The 24,141-nt window shown below is 67.3% G+C and carries 18 protein-coding genes; 3 read left to right on the top strand and 15 right to left on the bottom strand.

The annotated features are described in order from the left end of the window. Positions 1–31: 31 nt before the first annotated feature. The 4 genes from sdaAA to ACYU70_RS19170 form a co-directional block, all read right to left on the bottom strand. The gene (gene sdaAA, locus ACYU70_RS19155) at positions 32–937 is read right to left on the bottom strand and encodes an L-serine ammonia-lyase, iron-sulfur-dependent, subunit alpha (RefSeq protein WP_342296827.1); all 906 of its coding nucleotides are present in this window, start codon (positions 935–937) and stop codon (positions 32–34) included. Positions 938–1,068: 131 nt separating this feature from the next. Beyond that, positions 1,069–2,316: a hypothetical protein gene (locus ACYU70_RS19160; protein ID WP_342296829.1), complete on the bottom strand. Its 1,248-nt coding sequence runs from the start codon at positions 2,314–2,316 to the stop codon at positions 1,069–1,071. 125 nt (positions 2,317–2,441) lie between these two features. Further along, a complete protein-coding gene (gene msrB / locus ACYU70_RS19165) occupies positions 2,442–2,903 on the bottom strand; it encodes a peptide-methionine (R)-S-oxide reductase MsrB (RefSeq protein WP_342296830.1) in 462 nt (153 codons plus the stop codon). Positions 2,904–3,004: 101 nt separating this feature from the next. Then, a complete protein-coding gene (locus ACYU70_RS19170; RefSeq protein ID WP_342296831.1) occupies positions 3,005–6,478 on the bottom strand; it encodes a glycosyltransferase in 3,474 nt (1,157 codons plus the stop codon). A gap of 224 nt (positions 6,479–6,702) precedes the next feature. Between ACYU70_RS19170 and ACYU70_RS19175 the strand changes: the two genes are divergently transcribed. Further along, the gene (locus ACYU70_RS19175; protein WP_342296832.1) at positions 6,703–7,599 is read left to right on the top strand and encodes a hypothetical protein; all 897 of its coding nucleotides are present in this window, start codon (positions 6,703–6,705) and stop codon (positions 7,597–7,599) included. A gap of 147 nt (positions 7,600–7,746) precedes the next feature. On the opposite strand, the gene ACYU70_RS19180 is transcribed toward ACYU70_RS19175, so the two are convergent. Continuing rightward, complete coding sequence (locus ACYU70_RS19180; RefSeq protein WP_342296834.1) at positions 7,747–8,286, bottom strand: RBBP9/YdeN family alpha/beta hydrolase; 540 nt, start codon at positions 8,284–8,286, stop codon at positions 7,747–7,749. A 36-nt stretch (positions 8,287–8,322) separates the two neighbouring features. On the opposite strand from ACYU70_RS19180, the gene ACYU70_RS19185 reads away from it, so the two are divergent. Beyond that, on the top strand, positions 8,323–9,849 hold the full coding sequence (locus tag ACYU70_RS19185; protein ID WP_342296836.1) for an NAD(P)H-hydrate dehydratase: 1,527 nt from the start codon (positions 8,323–8,325) through the stop codon (positions 9,847–9,849). 18 nt (positions 9,850–9,867) lie between these two features. Here ACYU70_RS19185 and ACYU70_RS19190 read toward each other — a convergent pair whose 3' ends face one another. The 4 genes from ACYU70_RS19190 to pafA form a co-directional block, all read right to left on the bottom strand. After that, positions 9,868–10,500: a CatB-related O-acetyltransferase gene (locus ACYU70_RS19190; RefSeq protein ID WP_342296838.1), complete on the bottom strand. Its 633-nt coding sequence runs from the start codon at positions 10,498–10,500 to the stop codon at positions 9,868–9,870. Positions 10,501–10,545: 45 nt separating this feature from the next. After that, entirely contained in the window at positions 10,546–11,424 is an 879-nt protein-coding gene (locus tag ACYU70_RS19195; protein WP_342296839.1) for a UbiA prenyltransferase family protein, read from the bottom strand. A gap of 165 nt (positions 11,425–11,589) precedes the next feature. Beyond that, positions 11,590–12,144 carry an inorganic diphosphatase gene (locus ACYU70_RS19200; RefSeq protein WP_342296841.1) on the bottom strand — a complete coding sequence of 185 codons (555 nt, stop codon included), beginning with the start codon at positions 12,142–12,144 and terminating at the stop codon, positions 11,590–11,592. Between the two features lie 81 nt (positions 12,145–12,225). Continuing rightward, positions 12,226–13,932: an alkaline phosphatase PafA gene (gene pafA / locus ACYU70_RS19205; RefSeq protein WP_342296842.1), complete on the bottom strand. Its 1,707-nt coding sequence runs from the start codon at positions 13,930–13,932 to the stop codon at positions 12,226–12,228. Positions 13,933–14,001: 69 nt separating this feature from the next. On the opposite strand from pafA, the gene ACYU70_RS19210 reads away from it, so the two are divergent. After that, the gene (locus ACYU70_RS19210) at positions 14,002–14,694 is read left to right on the top strand and encodes an HAD family hydrolase (RefSeq protein WP_342296843.1); all 693 of its coding nucleotides are present in this window, start codon (positions 14,002–14,004) and stop codon (positions 14,692–14,694) included. On the opposite strand, the gene ACYU70_RS19215 is transcribed toward ACYU70_RS19210, so the two are convergent. The 6 genes from ACYU70_RS19215 to ACYU70_RS19240 all read right to left on the bottom strand — a co-directional run bounded on the left by ACYU70_RS19215 (position 14,647) and on the right by ACYU70_RS19240 (position 23,957). Next, positions 14,647–14,964: a hypothetical protein gene (locus ACYU70_RS19215; RefSeq protein ID WP_342296845.1), complete on the bottom strand. Its 318-nt coding sequence runs from the start codon at positions 14,962–14,964 to the stop codon at positions 14,647–14,649. The two genes, ACYU70_RS19210 and ACYU70_RS19215, sit on opposite strands and share 48 nt — an antisense overlap. Before the next feature lie 95 nt (positions 14,965–15,059). After that, positions 15,060–17,822: an RCC1 domain-containing protein gene (locus ACYU70_RS19220; protein WP_342296847.1), complete on the bottom strand. Its 2,763-nt coding sequence runs from the start codon at positions 17,820–17,822 to the stop codon at positions 15,060–15,062. A gap of 191 nt (positions 17,823–18,013) precedes the next feature. Continuing rightward, a complete protein-coding gene (locus ACYU70_RS19225) occupies positions 18,014–20,701 on the bottom strand; it encodes an IPT/TIG domain-containing protein (RefSeq protein ID WP_342296848.1) in 2,688 nt (895 codons plus the stop codon). A 470-nt stretch (positions 20,702–21,171) separates the two neighbouring features. Beyond that, complete coding sequence (locus ACYU70_RS19230) at positions 21,172–21,507, bottom strand: hypothetical protein (RefSeq protein WP_342296849.1); 336 nt, start codon at positions 21,505–21,507, stop codon at positions 21,172–21,174. 284 nt (positions 21,508–21,791) lie between these two features. Next, positions 21,792–23,492 (bottom strand): T9SS type A sorting domain-containing protein, encoded by a 1,701-nt coding sequence (locus ACYU70_RS19235; protein WP_342296850.1) that lies wholly within the window; start codon positions 23,490–23,492, stop codon positions 21,792–21,794. A 111-nt stretch (positions 23,493–23,603) separates the two neighbouring features. Further along, the gene (locus tag ACYU70_RS19240; RefSeq protein ID WP_342296851.1) at positions 23,604–23,957 is read right to left on the bottom strand and encodes a T9SS type A sorting domain-containing protein; all 354 of its coding nucleotides are present in this window, start codon (positions 23,955–23,957) and stop codon (positions 23,604–23,606) included. Positions 23,958–24,141: the final 184 nt, after the last annotated feature.

Below are 24,141 nucleotides of genomic sequence, written 5' to 3' on the forward strand. Positions count from 1 at the left end.
AGCGGGGCTTTTTTGTGTCTTGTTGGGAAGCTTAATGGTCGGCTTCGTCGGGTAGAATATTCACGTCCTGCACCAGCACCATCTTCTCGATTTCCTTGCCGCGCTTGGTGGCGGCCAGGCCGCCGAGGGCGGTTTCCTTGTAGCGGGTTTCCATGGCCTGGCCCACTTCGCCGAGGGCTGCCACGCACTGGTCGACGGGAATAACCGGGTCGATGCCGGCGATGGCAATCTGGGCCGACGAAAAGGCAATAGCGGCGGCCGAGGCGTTGCGCACCACGCAGGGCACTTCCACGAGGCCGGCCACGGGGTCGCACACCAGCCCGAGCATGCACTGAATGGTGACGGCCACGGCGGCAAACACCTGCTCCACGGGCCCGCCCAAGCAGTACACGATGGCCCCGCTGCCCATGGCGGCGGCCGAGCCGGTTTCGGCCTGGCAACCGCCCACGGCCCCGGCCAGCGAGGCATTTTGCTCAATGATGAGGGCAATGCCGGCCGCCACCAGCAAGCCTTCCAGAATCTGGCGGTCGGATAGTTTATGCAAATCCTGAATGGTGACCAGCACGCCGGGCAGGATGCCCGAGGCCCCGGCCGTGGGCGCGGCCACTACGCGGCCCATGCAGGAATTCACCTCCTTGGCCCCCAAAGCCCTTGTGATGAGCTGCTTGAACTCGGGCGAGAGGACAGTGACGGGCGAGGCGGCAATTTTCTTGGCCCCGTTGTTTATCATGCCCGAGCGCGAGGTCATGTCGCCGGTCAGGCCTTCCTTCACGGCGTCGCGCATCACGTCGTAGGCGCGTTGCAGGCCGGCCCAGATTTCGTCTTCGGTGCGGCCCTTCTGCTCGATTTCGTAGGCGAGGACGGGCTGGTAGAGGGGCTCGCCGGTTTCGGCGCAGTGCGCGCCCCAGGAGGCGAAATCATTAAACAACAGAGACATGGCGCGGGTGGAATGGTGGGCTAAAAAGAAGTAAACGTAAAGCCCCGGTCGAAGGTGTCTTCAACCGGGGCTCAAAGCTACGGGATTGGGGCAGGGCGAGGCGGCGGGCCGCCCCAGGGCAGGGCTCAGAATTACAGCTGCTGCCAGCGGGCCTGCCACTGCCGGGTGCCGGCGCGCAGGTGCACCAGGTACAGCCCGGCCGGCAGGTTGGCGGGCAGCGCTAGGGTGCCGCGCGCGGCCTGCGCGGGTGTGCTCGTGAGCACGGCCACCTGGCGGCCCAGCTGGTCGAACACGGCCCCGCTGGAGGCGGCTACCCCGGTTTCCAGCAGAATTTGGGCCTGGGTGCCTGCTTCGCTGGGGTTCGGCACCACGGCCAGCAGCTGACGGGCCAATGCCCCGCGGCTGCTCGTCACCTGCTGGTAGTTGAACAGTATCCGCGACACATTCACGAAGGCGCTGCCCGTCCAGTCTTGGCTCGTCACCGAAGCCACGTCGCCGGCGGCATTGTAGGCGTACAAATCCTGCGAATTGACCACCCACGCGTTATTAACCCAGTTGTCGGTTGTCACCACCGAGGTCCGGTCCTGCGCGTCGTATTGGTAGGTATCGCGGGTGGAGTTGGCGTACACGCCGGTGGTGGGCGGCGCTATTTCGGTTACTATCTGCAGCGGCTTGCTTGTCGCGGTGTAGGTAGAGGTGCTGCGAGTGGATGGTACCCAGGTAGCGCCGTTGTTGATTGTATTTTGGGTTTCCGCCACTGATACCAGATTCTGAGCGTTATAAGTGTACAAGTCGCGCGAGGTGGCCAAATACGTTCGGGTCATGTAAAACTGGTGGAGCACCTGGGTGCGCTGGCCGGCCGCGTTGTAGGTATGCGTACTGCGGCTCGTCGAATCGAAGGGCACGCTGGCGGCGCTGCCCGGGGTCCGGCTCAATGTCCACTCCCAGCGCACCTGGGTGGGGGTGTTATAGGTATTCACCAGCACGACAAACGGCCCGAACGTGGGCTGTTGGAACTGGTGAATCGTGTCGGTGAGCACTAGCCCGGCCGAGTTGTAGCGCAGGTAGCTGGCCGAAGTAAGGGTCCAGGTAGTGCCAGTTCTGCGGTCGGTTTCAATGAGCCCTGGCAGCGTCCCCCGGTAGCGCGAGTACCGGGAGCGCGAAAAGTTAGCCCAGTCGCCGTTGGTGTAGTTCTGAAAAATGGCTTCCTGCAACGGCAAGGCGGTGATTTGCCGCAGGACCGTGGCAGGCACCCCGCCGGTAGCCCGGCTATCCAGGAGCCCACCCGAGGCGCTGGGCGAGGAAGTAACGGTTTGGGCCGAAGCTACCGCCCCCGCCAGAAACAAACCTGCTGCGATGGAAAAAGTACGTTTTAGCATGGCACAAGGAGTTTTGGGATAGTTTGGGATAAAAAAATGCCTGGCCAGTCAGCAGACGCTGACCAACCAGACATAAATTTACTAAATATATTAAATAGTATATATAATATACTATTCGGAAATAATTATCCGTTAGCAGGCTGTTCCTGCTGCACCAGTTTCACGCTGGCCGAGTTGATGCACAGGCGCAGGCCGCTGGGCGCGGGGCCGTCGGGGAAGGCGTGGCCCTGGTGGGCATCACACACGTTGCAGAGCACTTCGATGCGGGTCATGCCGTAGCTGGTGTCCTTCTTGTAGCGAATGGCGCTTTCGTCCACGGGCTGGGTGAATGAGGGCCAGCCGGTGCCGGACTCGAACTTGGTGCGCGAGTCGTAGAGCGGGGTGCCGCAGCACACGCAGGCGTAGAGGCCGGCTTCGTGGGCCTCGCAGTATTCGCCGGTGAAGGCGCGCTCGGTGCCGTGCTCGCGGGTGACGTGGAACTGCTCGGGCGTGAGCAGGGCGCGCCACTCTTCGGGCGTTTTCTCCACGCGGCGGGGCGAAGGGATGGGATGGTTGGCGAGGCGGATAACGTCGTTCCAGGTTTGCATATCGGGGAGTTATTTGGAGGAAAGCGGCAGGAATAAGGTAAACGCGGCCGGAGCCGGGAGGTTTTCGGCCGCGCTGGATAGACGCCTCTTCCGCTCTTTCCTTACACGCTGCGGCTCGCCGTCAACTCACCCGATACGGGTGCCACCACATTGCCGGTGCGCTGGAGCACGCCCCAGCTTTGCAGCTCGCCCTTGAGGGCGCGCAGCACCGACCGCACCAGCACCACGTACATCAGCTGGCGGTACACGAAGCGCTGGGGCAGCAGGCCCCACAGCCGGCTCCGGCGCTCGCCCTCGAAGCCGAAGGCCAGCGCCGCCGCCGCGGCATCGACCCCCAAAAAGCCCAGGTAGTAGCCCAGCACCGGGCCACCCTGCCCGGTGAAGAGCGAGTAGAGCATCAGCAAATCGGCCAGGGGATTGAGGAAAGGCAGGATGAGCTGGAACACCAGCAGATTGGGGAAGGCCACCAGCCCCAGCGCTCCGTAGCGCGGGTTGAGGCACACGGCGCGGTGCTTACAGAACGCCTGCATGATGCCGAACGACCAGCGGAAGCGCTGCTTTAGGAACATGGCCACGGTTTCGGGCGCCTCCGTCACGGCCAGGGCGCGGGGCGCGTAGGTGACGCCGTAGCCGGCCCGCTGCAGCCGGATGGTGAGGTCGCAGTCCTCCGCCAACGTATCGGTGGTGAAGCCTCCCACGGCCCGCAACGCCGCCGTGCGGAACGCGCCGATGGCCCCCGGCACCACCGTGATGCCGCCCAGCAGGGCGAAGGCGCGGCGGTCGAAATTCTGGCTGGTGATGTACTCGATGGCCTGCCAGCGGGTGAGCAGGTTGCGCTCATTGCCCACCTTCACGTTGCCGGCCACGGCCCCCACCTGCGGCGAATCGAAGTGGCTGAGGAGGTGGCGCAGGGCGGCCGGGTCGAGCTGGGTATCGGCATCGATGCAGACCACGAAGTCGCTGGCGGCGCGGGCGATGCCGTAGTTCAGGGCCGAGGCTTTGCCGCCGTTGGGCTTGGTGAGCACGCGCACCTGCGGATTATTGGCGAAGGCGGCCGATACCAGTGCATGGGTGGCATCCTTTGAACCATCGTCCACAAACACTACCTCAAAATCAGGGTAATCGAGCCGCAGCAGGCTTTCGAGGCTGCGCACGGCGTTCACCTCCTCGTTGTAAGCCGGCACGATGATGCTCAGGCGGGGCCACACGCCACCCGTCTCGGCGGGCGGGGCGGGGGCGGCGGCTTCGCGGGCGCGGGTGCGGCGGTGCTGCACCCAGGCCAGCGTGGCCACGGCCAGCTGCCGCCCCAGCGTGAGGATGATGCCCAGCAGCATGAGCGTGTAGAGGCCGTGCTCCAGGAAATAAAGGCCCACCACGGTGGCCCAGTTGGCTTCGGCCAGGTGGCGGTCGTGGTCGTTGGCGAGGGCGGGCATCAGTTCGGCTTTGGGCTTGTGCATTAGCTCCGAAACGGTGATGAAGCGGTAGCCGCGCTGCTTAAAGTAGTGGATGATGCGCGGCAGGGCAGCCACCGTGGCGGCGCGGTTGCCGCCCGCGTCGTGCAACAGAATCACGCTGCCGTTGGCCTGCTCCTTCACCACCTGATTGAAAATCTCGTCGGCCGTGACGCCCTTGCGCCAATCCTGCGGGTCGATGCTTTCGCCCACGGTGAGGTAGTTCTCGTGCTTGGCCAGCATGATGGGCTCGATTTCCTGCAGGCTCTGCGGCTCGGAGTCGGCGTTGTAGGGCGGGCGAAACAGGATGGTGCTGTGCCCGGTCACGCACTCGATGAGGCGGCGCGTGGCGTTCAGCTCCAGCTCGGCGCGCGCCGAACTCACGTTGGCAATGTTGGGGTGCGAAAAGGTGTGGTTGCCAATTTCATAGCCGTCGTCGTAGAGCTGGCGCAACAGCGGCACGTTGTTCTCGGCGTTTTCGCCCACCACGAAGAAGGCGGCCGGCACGTTTTCCTGCTGCAATATTTTGATAACCTGCGGCGTATAGGTTTCGTCAGGGCCGTCGTCAAAGGTCAGCACCACGGTTTTGGGGGCCAGGCCCAGCTTGCGCACCACGTAGCTGGTGGGCAGCACGGCATAGTTTTCCTCGCTGATGAGCTGGTCGGGCGCATTGAGCCCGAGGTCGATGCGCCCATTTTGCGGACCGCTGAGAATATCGAGCACCTCGCCTTCCCCGATATAGTCGACATCGGTCGCGCCCACCGGCCGGCGCAGGCGCTGCATGAGCACGGGGCCGGATTTCTGCAAACTATCGGCCCGCAGGCTGCGGTTGAAGAACGTCCACAGGCGCGGGTCCTCGGAGCCCAGCCGCCACACGGCCACGCCCGCCAGGCCCTGGTCGTCGGCGGCGCGCATGGCGTTGAAGTTGCTGGCCGCATCGGTGAAAAACACCTGGTGCGGGTGGTCGTGCTCGTCGGCGTAGCTGAAATCGAGGTTGTAAGTATCGTTATCGAAGTGGATTTTACCCTCTGATTCCTTGGCCGTGGTCAGGGCTTCCTGGTAGGTGAGGTCGGTGCCTTCGATGTGCTTTTTGCCGCCGTCGGTGCGCCAGTCGTAGCCGTAGGCGGCCAGGCCGAGCACCAGCTTGCGTGGGTCCACCTGTGCTTCCATTTTGGTCAGAATGTCCTCCACCCACTTGTGGGCGGCCACCGGGCCGGGGCCGCTGCCGGTTTCGTGCTGGTCGTAGGCCATCAGAATCAGGTAGTCGTTGGAGCGGGCCAGGGTGGCGGGGGCGTAGTCGTCGTTGAGCGGGGCGATGTCCTGCGTCACGAGGTAGCCGCCGGCGTGCAGGGCGGCGTACAATTCGCGCTGGAAGGTTTCGAGCGGGGCGCGGTCGTCAAGGTTCAGGCTCTCGAAGTCGATGTTCACGCCCTGAAACCCGTAGCGCCGGATGGCCTGCAACACGTTGGTGATGAACAGCTGGCGGGTGCGCTCGGTGGCAATCATGCGGCGCACGTTGCCGCCGTTCCACTTCTCCTTATAGTAGTTTGAAATCATGGGCACCACGGCCACGCCGGGGTGGCGGCGCAGCAGCGCCAGGGCGGCCGTGTCGATGTCGGTGCTGAGCTGGCCGGCCTGGTCGGGCACGAACAGCCACTCGGGCAGCACCATGTTCATCTTGTCTACCTGATGCCGCAAGGTATTGAGCGACTGCGCGTCCCAGTTCACGTAGAAGCCCGCCCGGATGGGCAGGCCGTCGCGGAAGGCCGGGGCGGGGTTTCGGCGCGGGGGCACCTGCTGGGCCAGCGGCACGGCGGCTTTGCTGCGCGGGTCGCGGTAGCCGTGGACATGCCGGGGCAGTTGCTGGCGCAGGGTCTGGTAGGCGCGGTTGTGGCGGTTGGCCAGCGTGGCGAGGTGGGCGGGGTTGAGAATCTGCTTGTAGGTTTCGTTGGGCCCGAAGGCTTTCGGCAGCAGCGTGGCCGACTGCTGGAACAAGGCCCAGGCCAGTCCCGCGCCGGCCAGCAGCAGCAGCGCCACAGCCATGCGCGCGCCCCACAGGAAGCGCTGCCAGCGCCGGGGCGAAAAACTCTGAAAAACCTGCGGGGAAGTATCGGCGGCAGACATGGCCAGGGCAGAAATAGTGAGGGTTGAGAGCAGCAAAATTCCCGCTTCAAGATGTAGGTGGAATGAATAAGCGCACCCAGTTTTTATCTCATAAGACATTCATTTAACGCCGGTTAATCTTGTCCCGAAGTCGTTGGTCTGACACCGTTGGCCGGGCCGTTTCCGTCGGCTATCGGGGCACATCTCGCGCCTCTGCTTTCGCTTCCCTCCCCTTGCTGTTTGCTATGCGCCTATTGCTTGTGTCCCTGCTGTTTTTAGCGCTGCCGGAGCTGCAGCCAGCCGCCGCGCAAAGCCCGGCTCCGCCCGCCGACTCAGTGGCCGCGCGCCGGACATTAGCCAGACCCGCCGCGCCGCCGCGCTTCATCGTGGACCTGACCACGGCCAACCGCAACGCCTACCTCATGCGCGCCCCCGACGCGGCCGATGACCACGGCTACCTCGGCACCCAGCTCACTTACCAAACCCGCAGCGGCCTGTATGCGGGGGCCTACCTCAACAGCTCCTACGGCCCCGACCAGCCGCTTTTCGACGATTACGAAGGCACCTTGGGCTACGCCCACGCCGGCCACGGCCCCACCGAGTGGAGCCTGCAATACACCCACCTCTTCGTGCCGGCCAACAGCAAGCTGCTCCGCGCCACTATCACCGACAACGTGGAAGCCAGCCTGACCCACGATTTCGATTTCGTTTACGCCAGCCTCACGGCCGATGCCTTTTTCGGCGGCACCCGCGACGTGGTACTCACCTGGAACGTGTCGCACGCTTTCCCATTGCCGGTTTTTGCCCACGATACCCTCAACATCACCCCTACTTTTGAGCTGGGCACAGGCACCCAGCGCTTCTACGCCGCCGGCCTGGCCCGCCGCGTGCAGCAGCAGATTGCCACCACCAAAAAGAACGGCCTGCCCGGCAAAACAAAAACCACCAGCGTACTGGAAACGCCCGATACGCCGGGTTTCACCAGTACCGGCTACACGCTGTCGCTGCCCATTTCGCTGGATACGCGCCGCAGCAGTTTTGCCCTCATTCCGGCCTACCTCGTGCCGCTGCACGTGCCGGAGTGGGGCAATGCCGAGAAACTGTTTTATGTATCAGTGGAGTTTACACGGCGGTTTTGGTGAGGGGGGTTGGGAGATGGAACGGAAAAAGAACGTCATGCAGAGCGCAGCGAAGCATCTTTACCGCAGCAGTAAATCAAATTACTATTGCAGTAAAGATGCTTCGCTGCGCTCTGCATGACGGCCTAAATTCCATAGCCTTTCTTCCACTCACCCCAACTCCTCCAGCAGCGCCAGTCCGGCTGGCCACTCGCCGTAGCCGCTGGCCGTGTTGATGTGACCAGCCGCGCCGATGTCGACCAGCTCGCTACCCCATGCCTCGGCAAACTGCCGGGCGCGGGCGGGCGTCACCCATTCATCATTCTGGCTGAATACGACTTTGCTCGGGAAAGGGAGCCGGACCAGCGGCATCGGGGCGAAGCCGGTGGTGGGAAAGGCGGCGTAGTGCGCGGTTTCCACGTCGCTGGGCGCTACCAGCAGCGCGCCCTTGATGCGGTGGCCATATTGCCCGGCCCAGTGCGCGATGGTGGCGCAGCCCAGGCTGTGGGCCACCAGCACCACCTGGCTCAGGTCTTCGCCATCGAGGGCATCTTCGAGGCGGGCGACCCATTCGGCGCAGTCGGGCACGTCCCATTCGCGCTGCTCGATGCGGATAAAATCCGGCTGTGCGCGCTCAAAATACGTTTGCCAATGGTCGGGGCCCGAGCTGCCGAGGCCGGGCACGATGAAGACGCGAGTGGTTTCCTGCATCCCCAAAAGTAACCCTTCCTATTCCTCCTCCCTCCCATGCACATCTTATCCGCCGCCCAAACCCACGAGCTCGACCAGGCCACCATTGAAGAGCAGGGCATTCCCTCCGTTGAACTGATGGAACGGGCCGCCGGGGCCTTTGCCGAGTGGTTCGCCCGGCACTTCACGCCGCACGCCGCCGGCGAAACCCTGGTGCTGTGCGGCCCCGGCAACAACGGTGGCGATGGGCTGGCCGTGGCGCGCCTGCTGTACCAGGCCGGCTACGCCATGCGCGTGGCCCTGCTGCCCGCCGATAAGCAGTCGGCCGACTGGCAGCACAACCGCCGCCGCCTGCCAAAAGCCGTGCCCGTGGCCGAAATCAGCGCGGAAAGCCTGCCGCATATTATGCCCGGTGCTGTGGTAATTGATGCCTTGTTCGGCACGGGCCTTACCCGGCCGCTGGCCGGCCTGCCCGCCACGGTGGTAGCCCACCTGAATACGGCGGCGGCCCGCGTGGTCGCCGTGGATATTCCCAGCGGCCTCTTCGCCGATGCTCCGCAGCCAGCCGACAGCATTATTGTGCGGGCGCAGCACACCGTCAGCTTCGGCCTGCCCAAGCTGGCTTTTCTGCTGCCGCAAAATGCCGCATTCGTGGGCCAATGGCATCTCAAGGAAATTGGCCTGAGCCCGCATTTCCTCGCCAATGCCGCCACCGACTGGCACTACACCGATGCCGCCACTGTGGCCGGGGCCCTGCCGCCGCGCCCCAAATTCAGCCACAAGGGCACCTTTGGGCACGCGCTGTTGCTGGCCGGCAGCCGGGGCAAGATGGGCGCGGCCGTGCTTTCGGCGGGGGCTTGCCTGCGCGGCGGCGTAGGGCTGCTCACGGCCCACATCCCCGGCTGTGGCTACGACATCTTCCAAATCAGCCAGCCCGAAGCCATGTGCCTGACCGATACGCAGGCCGATTTTATTAGCGAATTGCCGGAGCTGAAACCATACCAAGCCGTGGGCATCGGCCCCGGCCTGGGGCAGGAAGCCGCCAGCCTCGAAGTGCTGCGCCAGTTGCTGAAAGCGGCAGATAAGCCCCTCGAAAAAACCGGCCAGCCCCTGCCCCTCGTCATCGATGCCGACGCGCTTAACCTGCTGGGCAGCCACCGCGAGCTGCTGAAGCTGCTGCCCGAAAACACCGTCCTCACCCCCCACCCCAAGGAGTTCGAGCGCCTCACCGAGCCGGCCCGCGACGACTATCACCGCCTGGAACTGCTGCGCGACTTCGCCATCCAATATCGCTGCCTGGTGGTGCTAAAAGGCGCTTACACCTGCCTAGCCACGCCCACTGGCGAGCTGCATTTCAACAGCACCGGCAATGCCGGCATGGCCACCGGCGGCAGCGGCGACGTGCTCACGGGCCTACTGCTAGCCCTGCGCGCCCACGCCCAGATTCCGGCCTTCGAGGCGGTGCGGCTGGGGGTGTATGCCCACGGCCGGGCCGGCGATTTGGGGGCGGCGCAAACCGGGCAGGTCGGGCTGGTGGCGGGGGATATCGTGCGGCACATTGGCCCGGCACTGAGTGAGGTGTAGCACAACCCAAAGCAGCTGCTACTCTTCAGCCGCTGCCAGAAACGCCGTCACATCGCCCGTCAACAGTGGCGCGAAATGGGTGATTTTCTCGATGGGCCAGTCCCACCACGCCAGGGCCAGCAGGCAGGCGACAGTGTCGGCATCGAAGCGCATACGGATGACGCGGGCGGGGTTGCCGCCCACGATGGCGTAGGGCGGCACGTCGCGCGTGACCACGGCGCAGGCCCCGATGATGGCTCCGTGCCCAATGCTCACGCCTGGCATGATGGTGGCGCGGTAGCCAACCCACACGTCATTACCAACCGTGGTGTCGCCCTTGTTCGGGTACGTCTTGCCGGCCATGGCCCCGGCCCAGTCGCCGCCGAACACGGCAAACGGGTAGGCGCTCACGGCTTGGGCCAGGTGGTTGGCCCCGTTCATAATGAACTCGACACCCGAGGCCAGCATGCAGAATTTGCCGATGCGCAGATGGTCGCCGGTGAAATCGAACAGGTAGCGCACCCGGCGCTGGAAGTTGGCAACGTCCTCGAAGTCGTCGTAATAGGTGTAGTCGCCCACGGTAATCTGCGGGTGGTCAACCACGTTTTTCAGGAAGCACAGCCGGTCATAGCCGGCCAGCGGGAATATGGTAGAAGGGTCAACAACAGCCATAGGAGGTGTTTGGTGGAGTGAATGCGCGCAAAATACGGCCGGGCGTTACACCACGAAATACAGCACAGCCGGCACCAGCAGCACCCCATCGGCCAGGAAGGCGAAGAAGTAGTCGTTGCGCCGCTCATCAGCCAGCAGGATGACCGTGGCGGCGGACAGGCCCGTGAGCCACAACCCCAGCGGGGCCACGCCGCGCTCGAAGCCCAGCAGCATGGCGGCAGCCAGGAAAGCCAGCGCCACGGCTTTGGCCCCGGCCAGGCCCAGCACCACCGGGAAGGTGCGGGTGCCGGCCGCCCGGTCGCGGCTCAGGTCGCGGATATCGAACACGATGGTGAGGGCCAGCACCAGGCAGAAGCGCTGGCCCAGCAGGCCCGCAGCCTCGGCCAGCGGGTGGTGCAGGGCCAGGGCGGGCAGCCCCACGGTGATGGCCGACCATACCCCCGCAATCAGAAAACCCTTCAGCAGCGGCACTTCGCGGAGGGCACGGCGCTGCCCCTGCCAGCGCACCAGCGGCCACGAATACACCAGCGCCAGCACCGTGAGGGGCAGCAGCGCCGGCAGGTAGCGCCACCAGCCATCGGCCAGAAAAAAGTAGCCAGCGGCCAGCGCCGCTATGCCCGCCAGCGCGGCCAGTCCGCGCCGGTGCCGCTGCTGCCAGGCCTTGCGCCCCGAGCCGGCGGCCGGCTGCCGGTGCTTGAAGGGCAGCACGGCATCGAGGTTGTACACGAGCAGCGTGGCGGCAAACACCAGCGCCACCACGCGGCCGTTCACGCCCCCGGCGGCGGGCCAGCGGCGGAAGCTGGCCGCCGTTTGGGCAGCTGCCGCGCCGGCCAGCCACACGCTGCTAAACAGCAACGCATCGAAGGCCCGCCGCAGGAAAGGGCGGGCGGCAACGGGGGCGGCCAAAGAAGGGGAAGAATCCACGGGGCGAAGGTAAATCAGGCCGGCCGTCGGCCCCGCCGCCTTGGTGTTGCGGCAGGGCGGAGAGCCAGCTTAACGGCATTGCTGCGGCCCGCGCACGCAAAAAAGGCGAAGCTGCCCCGTTGTGGGGGTCAGCTTCGCCTTGTCGTTGGCCGGGGGCCGGTGGGGCTATTCGGCCTTGCGGTCGCCGAAGGTGTCTTGGTAGAGTTTGATGCTGTCGTTGATGATGCGGTAGGCATCTTCCTTGCCCATGAAGCGCTCCACGGTGACGTGCTTGTTGTGCTCCAGGGCCTTGTAGTCCTCGAAGAAGCGCTGCATTTCGAGCAGCGTGTGCGGGGGCAGGTCGGAGATGTCGTTGTAGTGGTTCACCGAGATGTCGTGGGCGGCCACGGCGATGATTTTATCGTCCTCCTCGTCCTGGTCCACCATCTGCATCACGCCGATAACCTTGGCTTCCACGAGGCACATGGGCACGATATCGACCGAGCAGAGCACCAGGATGTCGAGCGGGTCTTTGTCGTCGCAGTAGGTTTGGGGGATGAAGCCGTAGGCGGCGGGGTAGTGCACGGCCGAGAACAGCACGCGGTCCAGCTTCAGCAGGCCGCTCTCTTTATCGAGCTCGTACTTGCCTTTGCTGCCTTTGGGGATTTCGATGATGGACTGGACGACAGTAGGGGTTTCGTCGCCGCGCGACACGTCGTGCCAGGGGTTGAAGTGGGTCATATTCAGGGAAAGCAGCCGCCTATCTTAACGGCCAGAGACAAAATTACAAGCAGAACAGGGAGTTTGTTAATAAAAGTCGGCTTACCGGCCCAGCACTTCGCGTAGCGGCACGCCCGAGCACCCACTGGGCTCCTGGATGTGCAGAAACTGCGCAATGGTGGGCGCAATGTCCACGGTGTGAACGGAGGCCGACGACTCGCCGTGCTTCACGCCCCAACCCCAGAACAGCAGCGGCACGTGCGTATCATACGCGCCGGCCGAGCCGTGGGTGGTGCCCTTCACCACGGGGAAGGCGTAGGCCTCCAGCCAGCCGGGGGCTAGCACGGTGAGCACATCGCCGGAGCGCGGGGCGTAGAAGCCGTTTTCCTGGTACATGCCCAGGCCCTCGCTCCAGTGGGCACGCTGCAGGTCGAGGGCGGTGAGGGCCTGGGTCACGCCGGGCAGGGTGAGCAGGGCCGTGGCCACGGCTTGCTGGGCCTTGGCCAGGTCAATGTTCTTCTTCTGGAGCAGCGGGCGGTTGAGGTACACCTGCTGGTTTTCATAGCTGAGCACCCACTGGCCGGGGCCGTATTGGCGGGTGAGGGCGCGCTGCACCGAGTCGCGCATCACCGACGGGCCCACGCCCCCCCCGGGCAGGCGGTGGGCCTGCGAGAAGCCCACGGCGTGCGCGGCGGCATGGTCGGCGGTGAGGAAGACGAGGGCCTGGCCCTTGCCTACTTGCTTGTCGAGGGCTTCGAAGAGGCGGGCCAGCTCGCGGTCGAGGCGCAGGTAGGTGTCTTCGGCTTCGATGGAATTGGGGCCGAACTGGTGGCCCACGTAGTCGGTGCAGCTGTAGCTCACGGCTAGGAAGTCGGTGATGCCGCGCTGGCCCATCTGCTCCTGACGCAGGGTTTCGAGAGCGAAGTCCGTGGTCAGGCTGTTGCCGAAGGGCGTGCTGCGGATGAGGTCGAGGTTCTGGGTGGGGGGCTGGGGGCTCTTCGTTTCGCCCGAGTTCTTGAGGGCGGGCTGCACCGAGGCGGGCGCGCCGGCCGAGAGCACCGGCAAATCATGCGGGAACACGGGCTTGGCTTCGCCCTTGAAGGCGCCTTCCCAGGCCACGTCATCGGGGGAGCTTTCGGTGTAGTCGGCGATGGGCAGCAGGGTATTCCAGGGCTTGGCGAGGTAGTCGGCAGCGTGGTGGGCGGCGTTGAACTTCGCCACCCAATCCGGCAGGGCGGGCTGGTAGAAGGTGCTGCTGATGAAGGCCCCGTTGGTGCCGTCGTACCAATAGGCGGCGGTAGCCGAGTGGCCGGCGGGCAGGATGCTGCCCCGGTCCTTCATGCTCACCCCGATGGTTTTGGCCTGGAAGTTCGTGGCCAGGCGCAGCTCGTCGGTGATGGTGGTGCTCAGCATGTGGCGCGGCGACATCTGGCCGGCGGCCTCGGTGCCGCCCACGGCTTTCACGGTTTTGTCCTCGGTCACGTAGGTTTCGCGGCCTTCCTCGCGCACCCACCAGTTGTTGCCGATGATGCCGTGCACGGCCGGCGTGGTACCGGTGTACACGCTGGCGTGGCCGGGGCCGGTGTAGGTGGGCACGTAGTTGTAGTGGCAGCTTTCGTAGCTGAAGCCCTCGCCCAGCAGCCGCCGGAACCCACCCGCCGGGTACTTGCTCCAGTAGCGGTAGATGTAGTCGTAGCGCATCTGGTCGACCACGATGCCCACCACCAGCTTGGGGCGGGCCACGGGCTCGGGAGGGGTAGCCGCGAGGGTGGGCAGAACGAGACAGGCTAAGGCAAGGAGGGTCTTCATGGAATGGCAATTGAGCGAAAGCCCGGCAAAGATACCGCCGCGCCCCGCCCGCCGTGCGTACGCCAGATTATGAAACCAGCCCTCATCTTCGACATGGATGGCGTCCTCGTCGACAACACTCCTATCCAGGCCCGCGCCTTCCAGCTTCTCTTCCGCGACCTCGGCCTCAGCACCAATGCCCGCCAGCTCCTCAAGCGCCTCAACGGCATGCCGGCCGGCGACATCATCCAAAGCGTCTTCCGGCACCCCATTCCCAAAAAGCAGCTCGAACTCTACGCCGAGCAGCGGGAGTTCCTCTACCGTACCCTCTATTGGAGCAAGCGCCGCGCCCTGCCCGGCCTCGTGGCCTTCCTGCAAGCAGCCCGGGCCGAAGGCTTCCCCATCGGCCTCGGTACTGGCTCGGGCGGCCCTACCCTGAGCTACATCCTCGACCACCTCGACCTGCGACGCTACTTCGATGTCATCATCGGCAAGGACGACGTGCCCAAAGGCAAGCCCCACCCCGATACCTACACCGCCACCGCCGCCAAGCTGGGCGTGAAGTCGGCCGACTGCATCGTGTTCGAAGACGCCGTGCTGGGCGAGCAGGCCGCCTACCGTGCCGGCATGCGCTGCGTAGCCGTGGCTACCACCCTGCCGGCTGCGGCCTTCCAGGCCCCGCTCACCGTCATCAAGGACTTTACCAGCCTCACCCCCGCCCGGCTGCTGGAGCTGCTACAGCAGCAGCCCGAAGCGCCCAAGCCACAGAAGCGGCGCGGCTGAGTTACTGCTGGGTGCGCTCCCGTGATTGAGGTCTTTCAGACCGTGGAAGACCTCTGCTACGCCACGCAAGAGCTCTGCCACGCTATGGAAGACCTCTGCCATGCCACGCAAGACCTCTGCCACGCCACGCAAGACCTCTGCCACGTCGTGGAAGACCTCTGCCACGTCGTGGAAGACCTCTGCCACGCCGTGGAAGACCTCTGCCACGCCGTGGAAGACCTCTGCCACGCCGTGAAAGACCTCTGCCACGGCGTGCAAGGCATCGTTCACGGCATGGCTAGGGGTAGGCGGGGTATAAAACCATGCACAACAAAGGGCAGGCCAATGGCCTGCCCTTTGCGGGGATTGTCCGGGGCGGGGAAATGCTACTCCACCGCGAGGCGCAGGGCCTGGGTGCCGGCCCGGACCACGTACACGCCCGGCGCGAGGCCGGCCGGCAGTGGCAGCGTAGCGGTGCCGGCGGCATCGGCCGGGGCGGCCGTCACCTGGCGGCCCAGGGCGTCGAGCACCGTCACCACCGCACCGGGGAGGGTGCCCGTGAGCGTGGCCGCGCCGCCGTGGGCGGGGTTGGGGTAGAGGGCCAGGCCGGCCGCCGCACCGGTTAGGGCCACGGTGCGCACGGGCGAGTAGCTGAACGTGCCATCCACGTCCACCTGCTTCAAGCGGTAGTAAAGAGTAACGGAGCGGCTGAGTGGCTGAGTGTCCAGCAGCTCGTAGCGGCGCGGGGCGCTGCTGCTGCCGGCCGCCGCCACCGTGCCGATGATGCCGAAGACGTGCCCATCGGTGCTGCGCTCCACCTCAAAGGCTTTGCTATCTTTCTCCGAGGCCGTGGCCCAGGCCAGGCGCACGGCGGTGGGGCCGTCGGCGGTGGCGGTGAAGGCCGTCAGCTCCACGGGTAGGGCGGCCTGGGCCGGGGATACCTGCACCGGCGCGGGCGCGGTGATGGGCAGGCCCGTCTGGCCGTAGTTGTTGAGGCCCCAGGCCCAGAGGCTGCCATCGGCCTGCACGGCGATGGTGTGTACGGCGGTGGCCCCGGTGGCCACGCTCTGCCAGGTGGCCGCGCCCACGCGGGCAAACGTGGTGCGCTGAGTAGTGGTGCCGTCGCCGAGCTGGCCGCTGGTGTTGGAGCCGCTGCTCCACAGGCTGCCGTCGGGGCGCAGGCCGAAGGTCTGGTTGCTGCCGGCGGCCACCTGCTGCCAGGTGGCCGCCCCGATGGGCACCGGGGCCAGACGCTGGGTGGTGGTGCCGTCGCCCAGCTGGCCGTTGCCATTATAGCCCCAGGCCCAGAGCGTACCATCGGCCCGGATGGCGACGGCGTGGGCCGAGCCAGCGGCCACCTGCTGCCAGACGGCGGCCCCGATGGGCACCGGGGCCAGGCGCTGCGTGGTGGTGCCGTCGCCCAACTGGCCGTTGCCGTTGGTGCCCCAGGCCCAGAGGGTGCCGTCGGTGCGCAGACCCAGGGCGAAGCCTACCCCGGCGCTCACTTGCAGCCAGTTGGCATCGGTGCCCACCTGCACGGGAGCGAGGCGAGTGGTGAGGGTGCCGTCGCCGAGCTGGCCGCTGGTGTTCAGGCCCCAGGCCCAGAGCGTGCCATCGGCCCGGATGGCCAGCGTGAACTCCTGGCCGGCGCTCAGGCTTTGCCAGGTGCTGCCGGCGCTCACCGGCACGGGCGTGGACACGGGCGGGTTGTTGAAGGCCGTGTTCTGGCCGGTCTGGCCGAAACCATTCTGGCCCCAGGCCCAGAGGCTGCCATCGGTGCGGATGGCCGCGCCGTGCCGCAGGCCCACGCTGCTGCGCTGCCAGGTGGCCGCGCCGGCTACCGGGGCGGGCACGGGCAGAATCATTTTCAGGGCGCTGCCCTGGCCCAGCTGGCCGCTGATGTTCTCGCCCCAACTCAGCAGCTCGCCGGTGGTTTTGGTGGCCGTGGTGAAGTCGCTGCCCACGGCGGCGGTGGCCCAGTCGAGGGCGGTGCCCACCTGGGTGGGCGTGGCGTGGAGCGGGTTGGGCGCGTCGGGGCTGCCGAGCTGGCCGTCGGAGTTCCAGCCGAAGGCCCACACCGAGTTGTCGGTGCGCAGGGCCAGGGTTTGGTAGTTGCCGGTGGCCAGGGCCTGCCAGGTGGTCACGGAGCCCATCTGGGTGGGGGTGGGCTGGTTGGTGGTGCTACCGTCGCCCAGCTGGCCGTAGTCGTTGTTGCCCCAGCCCCAGAGGGTGCCGTCGGTGCGCAGGGCCACGGTGTAGGTGGGGCCCACCACGGCCTGCTTCCAGGTGGTGGCGCTGCCAATCTGCACGGGGCTGCGGCGCACGGTGGTGGTGCCGTCGCCCAGCTGGTTGTTCACGTTGCGGCCCCAGGCCCAGAGGGTGCCATCGGTGCGGATGGCCACACCGTGCAGGGCAAAGGGGCCGGCCGCCACGCTGCGCCAGGTGGTGAGCAGGCCGATTTGGGTGGGGCTGGGACGGGTGGTGGTGCTGCCGTCGCCGAGCTGGCTGTCGCCGTTCTGGCCCCAGGCCCAGAGGGTGCCGTCGGCTTTCACGGCCAGGCTGTGGTACTGGCCGGCGGCGATGCTGCGCCAGGTGGTTTCGGTGCCCACCTGCACGGGGTTGGGGTTCACGTTGCCGTTGGTGGTGCCGTCGCCGAGCTGGCCGAAGTCGTTGCGGCCCCAGGTCCATAGGGTGCCATCGGCCCGCAGGGCCAGAGTGTGGTTGGCCCCCACGGCCAGGCTGCGCCAGTTGGTGGCGGTGCCCACGCGCACGGGGGCCGCCCGGTTGAAGCTGGTGCCGTCGCCCAGCTCGCCCCGGTCGTTGCGGCCCCAGGCCCAGAGGCTGCCGTCGGAGCGAATGGCCTGGGTGAAGAAGCTGCCCGAGGCCACGGTCTGCCAGCGCTGGGTGCCAATGCGCACCGGCAGCGTACGGGCCTGCGGAGCCCCGCCATCGCCCAGCTGGCCGTTGCCATTGTAGCCGCTGCCCCACAGCGTGCCGTCGGCATGAATGCTGAAAGAGGTGCTACCGCCGGCCGCCACGGCCTGCGCCCGGGCCGCTACCGGCAGCAGGGCCACCAGCAGCCCCAGCACCAGGCCCAGCAGCCGGCGGGGTTGCGCCCCTCGCGGGGCCAAAGAGTAAGAATGCATCATGCAGAAAGCGAGAGTGCCACGTCCCGGCGTAAGGCACGGGCCGCAGCAGTGCGCGGGCGGCCCGGAATTAAAACTCAAAAGTGAGTATCCCGGCAAAGGTACCAGCCCACCCTCCTGCCCCACCCCGGCCGGGCGCAAAAAAGCCGCCGCCCCGGGTGGTGCAACGGCCTTTCGATGAGCCCGGCCGGCCTTTACTCTACCGTGAGGCGCAGGGCCTTGCTCCCGGCGCGCACCACGTACATGCCAGCCGGCCGGCCGGCCGGCAGCTTGATTGCGGCCGTGCCCGCCGCATCGGCCGGAGCCGATGCCACCTCGCGGCCCAGTGCATCAAACACCGTGACCACCGTGCCGGGCTGCACGCCCTTGAGGGTGGCCGTACCCGCAGGGGCCGGGTTGGGATACAGGCTCAGGCCTTCGGCCGCGCCGGTCAGGCCCACGGCCCGCACGGGCGAGTAGCTGAACGTGCCGTCGGCATCGACCTGCCGCAGGCGGTAGTAGATAGGGTCCTGAGGACTGGGGGTCTTGGGGACTTGGGTATCCGTGTGCTCGTAGGCGCGGGCGCTGCTGCTGTTGCCGGCCGCTGCAACCGTGGCGAGGCGCTCGAAGCGCGTGCCGTCCAGGCTGCGCTCCACCTCAAACTGCTGGCTGTTTTTCTCCGAGGCCGTGGCCCAGGCCAGCCGCACGGCGCTGGGGCCGCTGGCCGTGGCCGTGAACTGCGTCAGCTCCACCGGAAGGGGCGTGGCGCTGCCGGTGAGGTAGAACTCCGAGAAATGGTCGGCCACGGTAAGCTCGGCCACGAAGTAGGCCGTGCCGGCCGGCTGCGTGGCCGGGGCGGCCAAGGTGCGGTGCTCGGCGGCGGCCACGTCGTTGGCCAGGGCGCAGTCCTCGTTGGGGCCGCTGTACTGGGTGGCTTTCAGGCCTGCCAGCGTGGCGGCGGCATCGGCTGCCTGCAGGCGGGCCTGCTCGCTGGCCAGGCCGTAGAGGCGCAGGCTCACGCTGCGCCCGGCGAACGGGCCGGCGCTGGCCGTCAGGTGCCAGTTGCGGTCCAGGTAATAGTGGTTGCGGGGGTCTTTGCGCACGGGCTGGGCGGCATCGGCCCGCAGCACGTCGATGGCCAGATTGCCCAGGCTGGCGCCGGTGTAGCTGTAGGCGGCCACCACCTGGCCCGTGCCGCTGAACAGGTAGTGCCAGGCCCCGTCGTTCAGGCTGGCCGTGGCCGGCACGGCCGCCGCGCAGGCCCCCAGCGTACCCCCGTTGTACACGGCCAGCACGCTGAAGGACTGAGCAGTACTGGTGCTGCCGCTCGTCGTTACGCTTACCGGGGCACTGCCCTCGGCCAGGGCGGCGGGCACGGTGGCCGTGAGCTGGGTGGCCGATACGTACGTCACGCCGGCCCCCGTGCCCCCGAAGCTCACCGTGCTGCCGGCCGCGAAGCCCGTGCCCGTAATGGTCACCACCTTACCGGGCAGCTCGGATGCCGGGCTCACGCTCGTGATTGTGGGGGGCGGCACCACCGTAAACGTCTGGCTGCTGGCCGCGCTGGTGCCGGCGGGCGTGGTCGCGGTGAGCGTGCCGGTGGTGGCCCCGGCCGGCACGTTCAGCACGATTTGCGTGGGGGTGTTGCTGGTGAAGGTGGTCTGGGCCGTGCCGTTGAAGCGCACGTTGCTGGCGCTGCCCAGGTTGCTGCCCGTGATGGTGACGGCGGTGCCCACCGGCCCGCTGGTGGGCGTGAAGCTGGTGATGGTGGGCGTCAGGACCACCGTGAAGGTGTTGGTGCCCGAGCTGGCGCTCACGGCCAGGCCGCTGCCTTGGGCCGTGGCGTACACCGTGTGGCTGCCCGAAGCCAGCGCCGTGGGCTGTACCAACGACCAGCTGCCGCCCGCACTGGCCGTGGTGCTGCCGATGGACGCGCCGTCGACGTAGACCACGACGGTGCTGCTGGCGGCGGCCGTGCCGCTGTAGGTGGGCGTGGCCGTCGCAACCGTGCCGCTGTTGGCCGGCGCGGTCACGACCGGTGCGGCCGTGTAGGTGATGATGGGCGTGATGGTCAGGGACCCGTCGCCGAATGCCCCGCTCGTGGCGTAGCTGATGGCGGTGCCGCTGGCCATCACCCACGACGAGCCGCCGCCGCCGCCGCCGCAGTTGTAGGGACTGGTAGAGATGGTGCTTTTGCCACTGCCCCCGCCGTAGTAGCCGCCGCCGCCGTTGCCGCCGTAGGTATTGCCGGCGCCGCCCACGTTGTTGCTGGCCGCTCCGCTGGCCGAGGCGCCCACCGCCGTTTGCGAGGCTCCCGTGCCGATGTAGCCGGCCGCGCCCGTCCCGTTGCCGCCGTTGGGGGTGCCGCCGGCACCGCCGTTGCCAGAAGTGTTCTGGATGGCGAAGCTGCTACGAGCCACGGGGCCGGCATTGCCGCCGCTGCCGCCGCCGCCCGCCACCAGCAGCGCATTGCGCGACGTCAGGTAGTCGCCGGTGCTGGTGCCGCTGCGGCGCAGGTCGGTAGCCCCGCCGCCCCGGCCGCCGTCGGGCGAAGCGCCGCCGCCGTTGTAGCCACGGAAAGTGGCCCCGCCGCCGCCGCTGCCCACGCTGTTAGTAACGCCCTGGCCGCCCACCATCACGGTGAGCGTTTCGCCGGGCGTGGCGGCCACGGTAGCGCGCACCACGGCGCCGTTGTACGCTCCAGTGGCAACTACCTGCAGCTGGCTGGCTCCCGCCGGCACCACGTAGGTTTGGGGGGCGCCGGTTAACGCGAAGGAGCTGGTCTGGGCCCGGGCGGGGCCCGCCAGCAGCAAGGCCAGCAGCAGGAAACCGCCCAGCCGGGCCGGGCGGGCAACGTGGGCCGCGCGGGCCGCGCAACAGGAGAACAGGGTAAAGAGCAGCATACGCGCAGCGGAATAAAGGGAAGCAGCCACCCCCTTCCCCTGCGGGACGACGGCCAACAAATTCGTTGAAACTGAATAATCCCACAAAGCTAGGGCCTTGGGCAATGCGTCGGTATCGCATGTTGATGCGATGCCCCGGCCCGGCCCGGACATCAAAACCGCCGCCACCCCGGGGGGGACGGCGGCGGATGGAGGCGGCAGACAGGAAAGTAGAGACGCCTGCTTGCGTTTTGTCGTTGAACGACTTGCGCAGGCCGACACTTACGCGGCGCGAACGACGATACGCAGGATGTTGCGCTCCTACATCGGCCGCCGCCTGGTGCCGCCCCTACTGCTACGATGCGGCTCAACACGTCGGGGAAAGGCTGCTGGTCGGTGTCGCCGCCCACGGCGGCCACTTTGCAGTACACCTTGTCGGTGCTTTTGCACTGGCTGATGAGGGCGTCGCCGTCGCGCACTACCACCACGTATCATTCAATGTCGAGCAGGTTGGCATCGAGGGTGTAGAGGTACTTCATGGCCACGGCGTGGGGTGGGCATTTGGCTTTGGCGCAGAGCGTGCCCGGCTGGGGGCCGTCCACGAGCTGGAACCTGGTGGGCGTCTCCAGGGTGGTGTGGCGCTCGGGGATTTTGCCCAGGCTGAGGCCGGTGGAAAGCAGGGCGGCCTCATCGTCAAAACAGTTAACCCGATGCGCCGTCCGGTTAACCGGTTGTCGTAAGTAGTCGACCTGAAATGAGGGAGGGATGGGCGAATGCCCCCGGACAGGCCCCGCTCCTGCCCATACAGGACGGCCACGCTGAAACAACGAGAGGGCAAGGCAAACACGGCGCGGGTAGAGCGGGAAAGGACAGCCGGCCGGCTGAAAGCTTCAGCCTCAAGGCCTCAGCCGGGCTCGCCGGAGCCGGAAACCAAATGCAGCACGCCGCGCCAGCACCGCAAAAGTTTGGGGAGAATTAATTTCCACGAAGTAGCGGCTTAGTGCTTTGTGACACTGGTGGAGTGGCTTATTGTCCGCTACGGTCCGAATCGGGAACTGCCGCAGAGTGCGGGGTCGTCCCCTGCCAGTCGGCAGGCCGGGTGGTTGCGGGGCTACTCCACCAGCAGGCGGGCGGCCTGCCCGGCGGCGCGCACCACGTAGAGGCCGGGGGCCAGGCCGCCCACATCCAACAGGGCAGCGCCGTTGGTGGCGGGCGCAGTGCGCACTACGCGGCCCAGGGCATCATGCAACTCAGCGGTGGCGGCGGCGGGCGGCAGCACGAGCGTCACCCGGCCGGTAGCAGGGTTGGGGTAAGCCGTGAGGGTGGCGGGGGCGCGGCCGGGGGCCGTGGCCAGCGGGCCGCTGCCCCCGTTTAGGCGCACGCTCACGGTGCCCGCCGTGGTGGCGTTGGCCGTGAGCAGGTCCAGGTCGAGGTCGCCGTCCACGTCGGCCAGGGCCACGGCGTAGGGGGTGCTGGGGGCCGTGGTGGCATTGCCCACGGCCACATCGGAGCCGCCTGAGAAGATGCCGTTGCCGTTGTTGAGGCGCACGCTGGCCGTGCTGTTGCCCGAGTTGGCCGTGAGCAGGTCGAGGTCGCCGTCGTGGTCCACGTCGCCCAGCACCACCGTGGGAGGGTAGCTATCCACGGCCACGCTCTGGGTTCCCGAAAACTGCCCGCTGCCGTTGTTCATCCGCACGCTCACTATGCCGTTGAAGAGGTAGCTCACGGCCAGCAGGTCCAGGTCGCCGTCGCCGTCCACATCGCCCAGGGCCAGGCCCAGGGGCTGCCCCCCGGTGGGCACCTCCTGCCCGCCCGCGAAGGTGCCGCTACCGTTGTTGAAGCGCACGCTGGCGGTGCTGGCCAGCAGGTTGGTGGTCACCAGGTCCAGGTCGCCGTCGCCGTCCACGTCGCCCAGGGCCAGGGCCTGGGGGCCATCGCCCACCAGCACGCCCCGGCGGAGCTTGAAGTCGCCCAAGCCATTGTTCAGGCGCACGCTCACCGAGTCCACGTCGCGATTGGTTGCCACCAGGTCCAGGTCGCCGTCGCCGTCGAGGTCGCCCAGGGCCAGGCCCTGCGGGCTAAAGCCGGCGGGCACCTCGGGGCCGGGGCCAAAGGTGCCGCTGCCGTTGTTGAGCCGGATGCTCACGGTGTTGCCCGTGTCGTTGGCCGCCAGCAGGTCCAGGTCGCCATCGCCGTCCACGTCGCCCAGCAGCAGGCCGCGCACGTTGGCGGCCACGGCCACCTCGAAGCCAGCCGCGTAAGTGCCCCGGCCGTTGTTGAGGCGCACGCTCACGGTGGCCGCGCCCCGGTTGCCGGTCAGCAGGTCGAGGTCGCCGTCGTTGTCCACGTCGCCCACCACCAGGCTGTTGGGCTGCGCGCCCACCGCCACCTCCGTGCCCGGCGCGAAGCTGCCCGTGCCTGTGCCCCCCACCGCCGTGGTGAACTGCTGCACCCGCGCCGTGGCCAGCGCCCCGCCCGCACTGGCCGCAGCGCGGGTCACGGTTAGCTGCACCGTCTCGCCGGGCCGGAAGTCGTAGGCCATCGGGAAGAAGCCCAGATTAGCCCCCACCACCGTGGCCGCCCCCCCGCCCCGCAAGCCCCCGCGCTGGCTGCTGAACACCTTGAGCGCCGTGGCCGAAGCGGGCGTGAGCGGCTGGCTGAAGCTGGCCACCACCCCGCCGCTGCGGGGCGCGGCCACCGCATTGGCCGCCGGCGTAAGGTTGATGAGAACAGGGGCTTGGGCCGAGGCCAGCGAAGCCAGCAGCAGCAGGGCCGCCCCGGCACTGGCCGGCAGAAGGTAGCGAGTCAACACGATAGCAAGAGGAAAGAAGATGGCAGCACCCCGGCCTGCACCTTACGGTAGCGCAGCCGGGGCCCAAAGTTACGCCCGCCCCGGAACCGGGCGGCCGGCCATCGCCGGCGCCTACTCCACTGTCAGGGCGCGGGCCACGCGCTCGGTGCCGGCCCGCACCTGCACGCGGTAGAGGCCGGGCACGCGGCCCAGCAGCGGCACCTCGGCCGTGCCGCCGGCCGTGGTCAGGCTCACGGGCTGCTCGAATACGGTAGTGCCCTGGCCATCGGTAAGCGTCACGGTGGCCGTATCGGCCCCCGGCACCGCCGGCACCTGCACCGTGGCCCGGATGTGGGCCGGGTTGGGGTACACGCTCACCTCGGCCAGCGGGGCCAGGGCTTGGGCGTGGGCCACCGGTCCCAGCAGCTCCAGCAGGGCTGGCACGGCCAGCAGGGCCATGCGGGGCGATAACACGATGCTTCTCATAGCGGGGATAATTAGGTGATAAGGCAGGATAAAGCGGGCCGGCGCGGCCAGGATAGCGGCGCGGAAGGGCGCCGGGCAGGGGCAGCTGTTGGTTGGCCCAAGGGCTTTGTGCATCCAGGCCTCCCTGCCGGCCGCGCCCCCCTCCTACTCCACAACGGCCCCTGGTGTTGGCCCCAGCTATACG

The sequence above is a fragment of the Hymenobacter segetis genome (assembly GCF_054776495.1).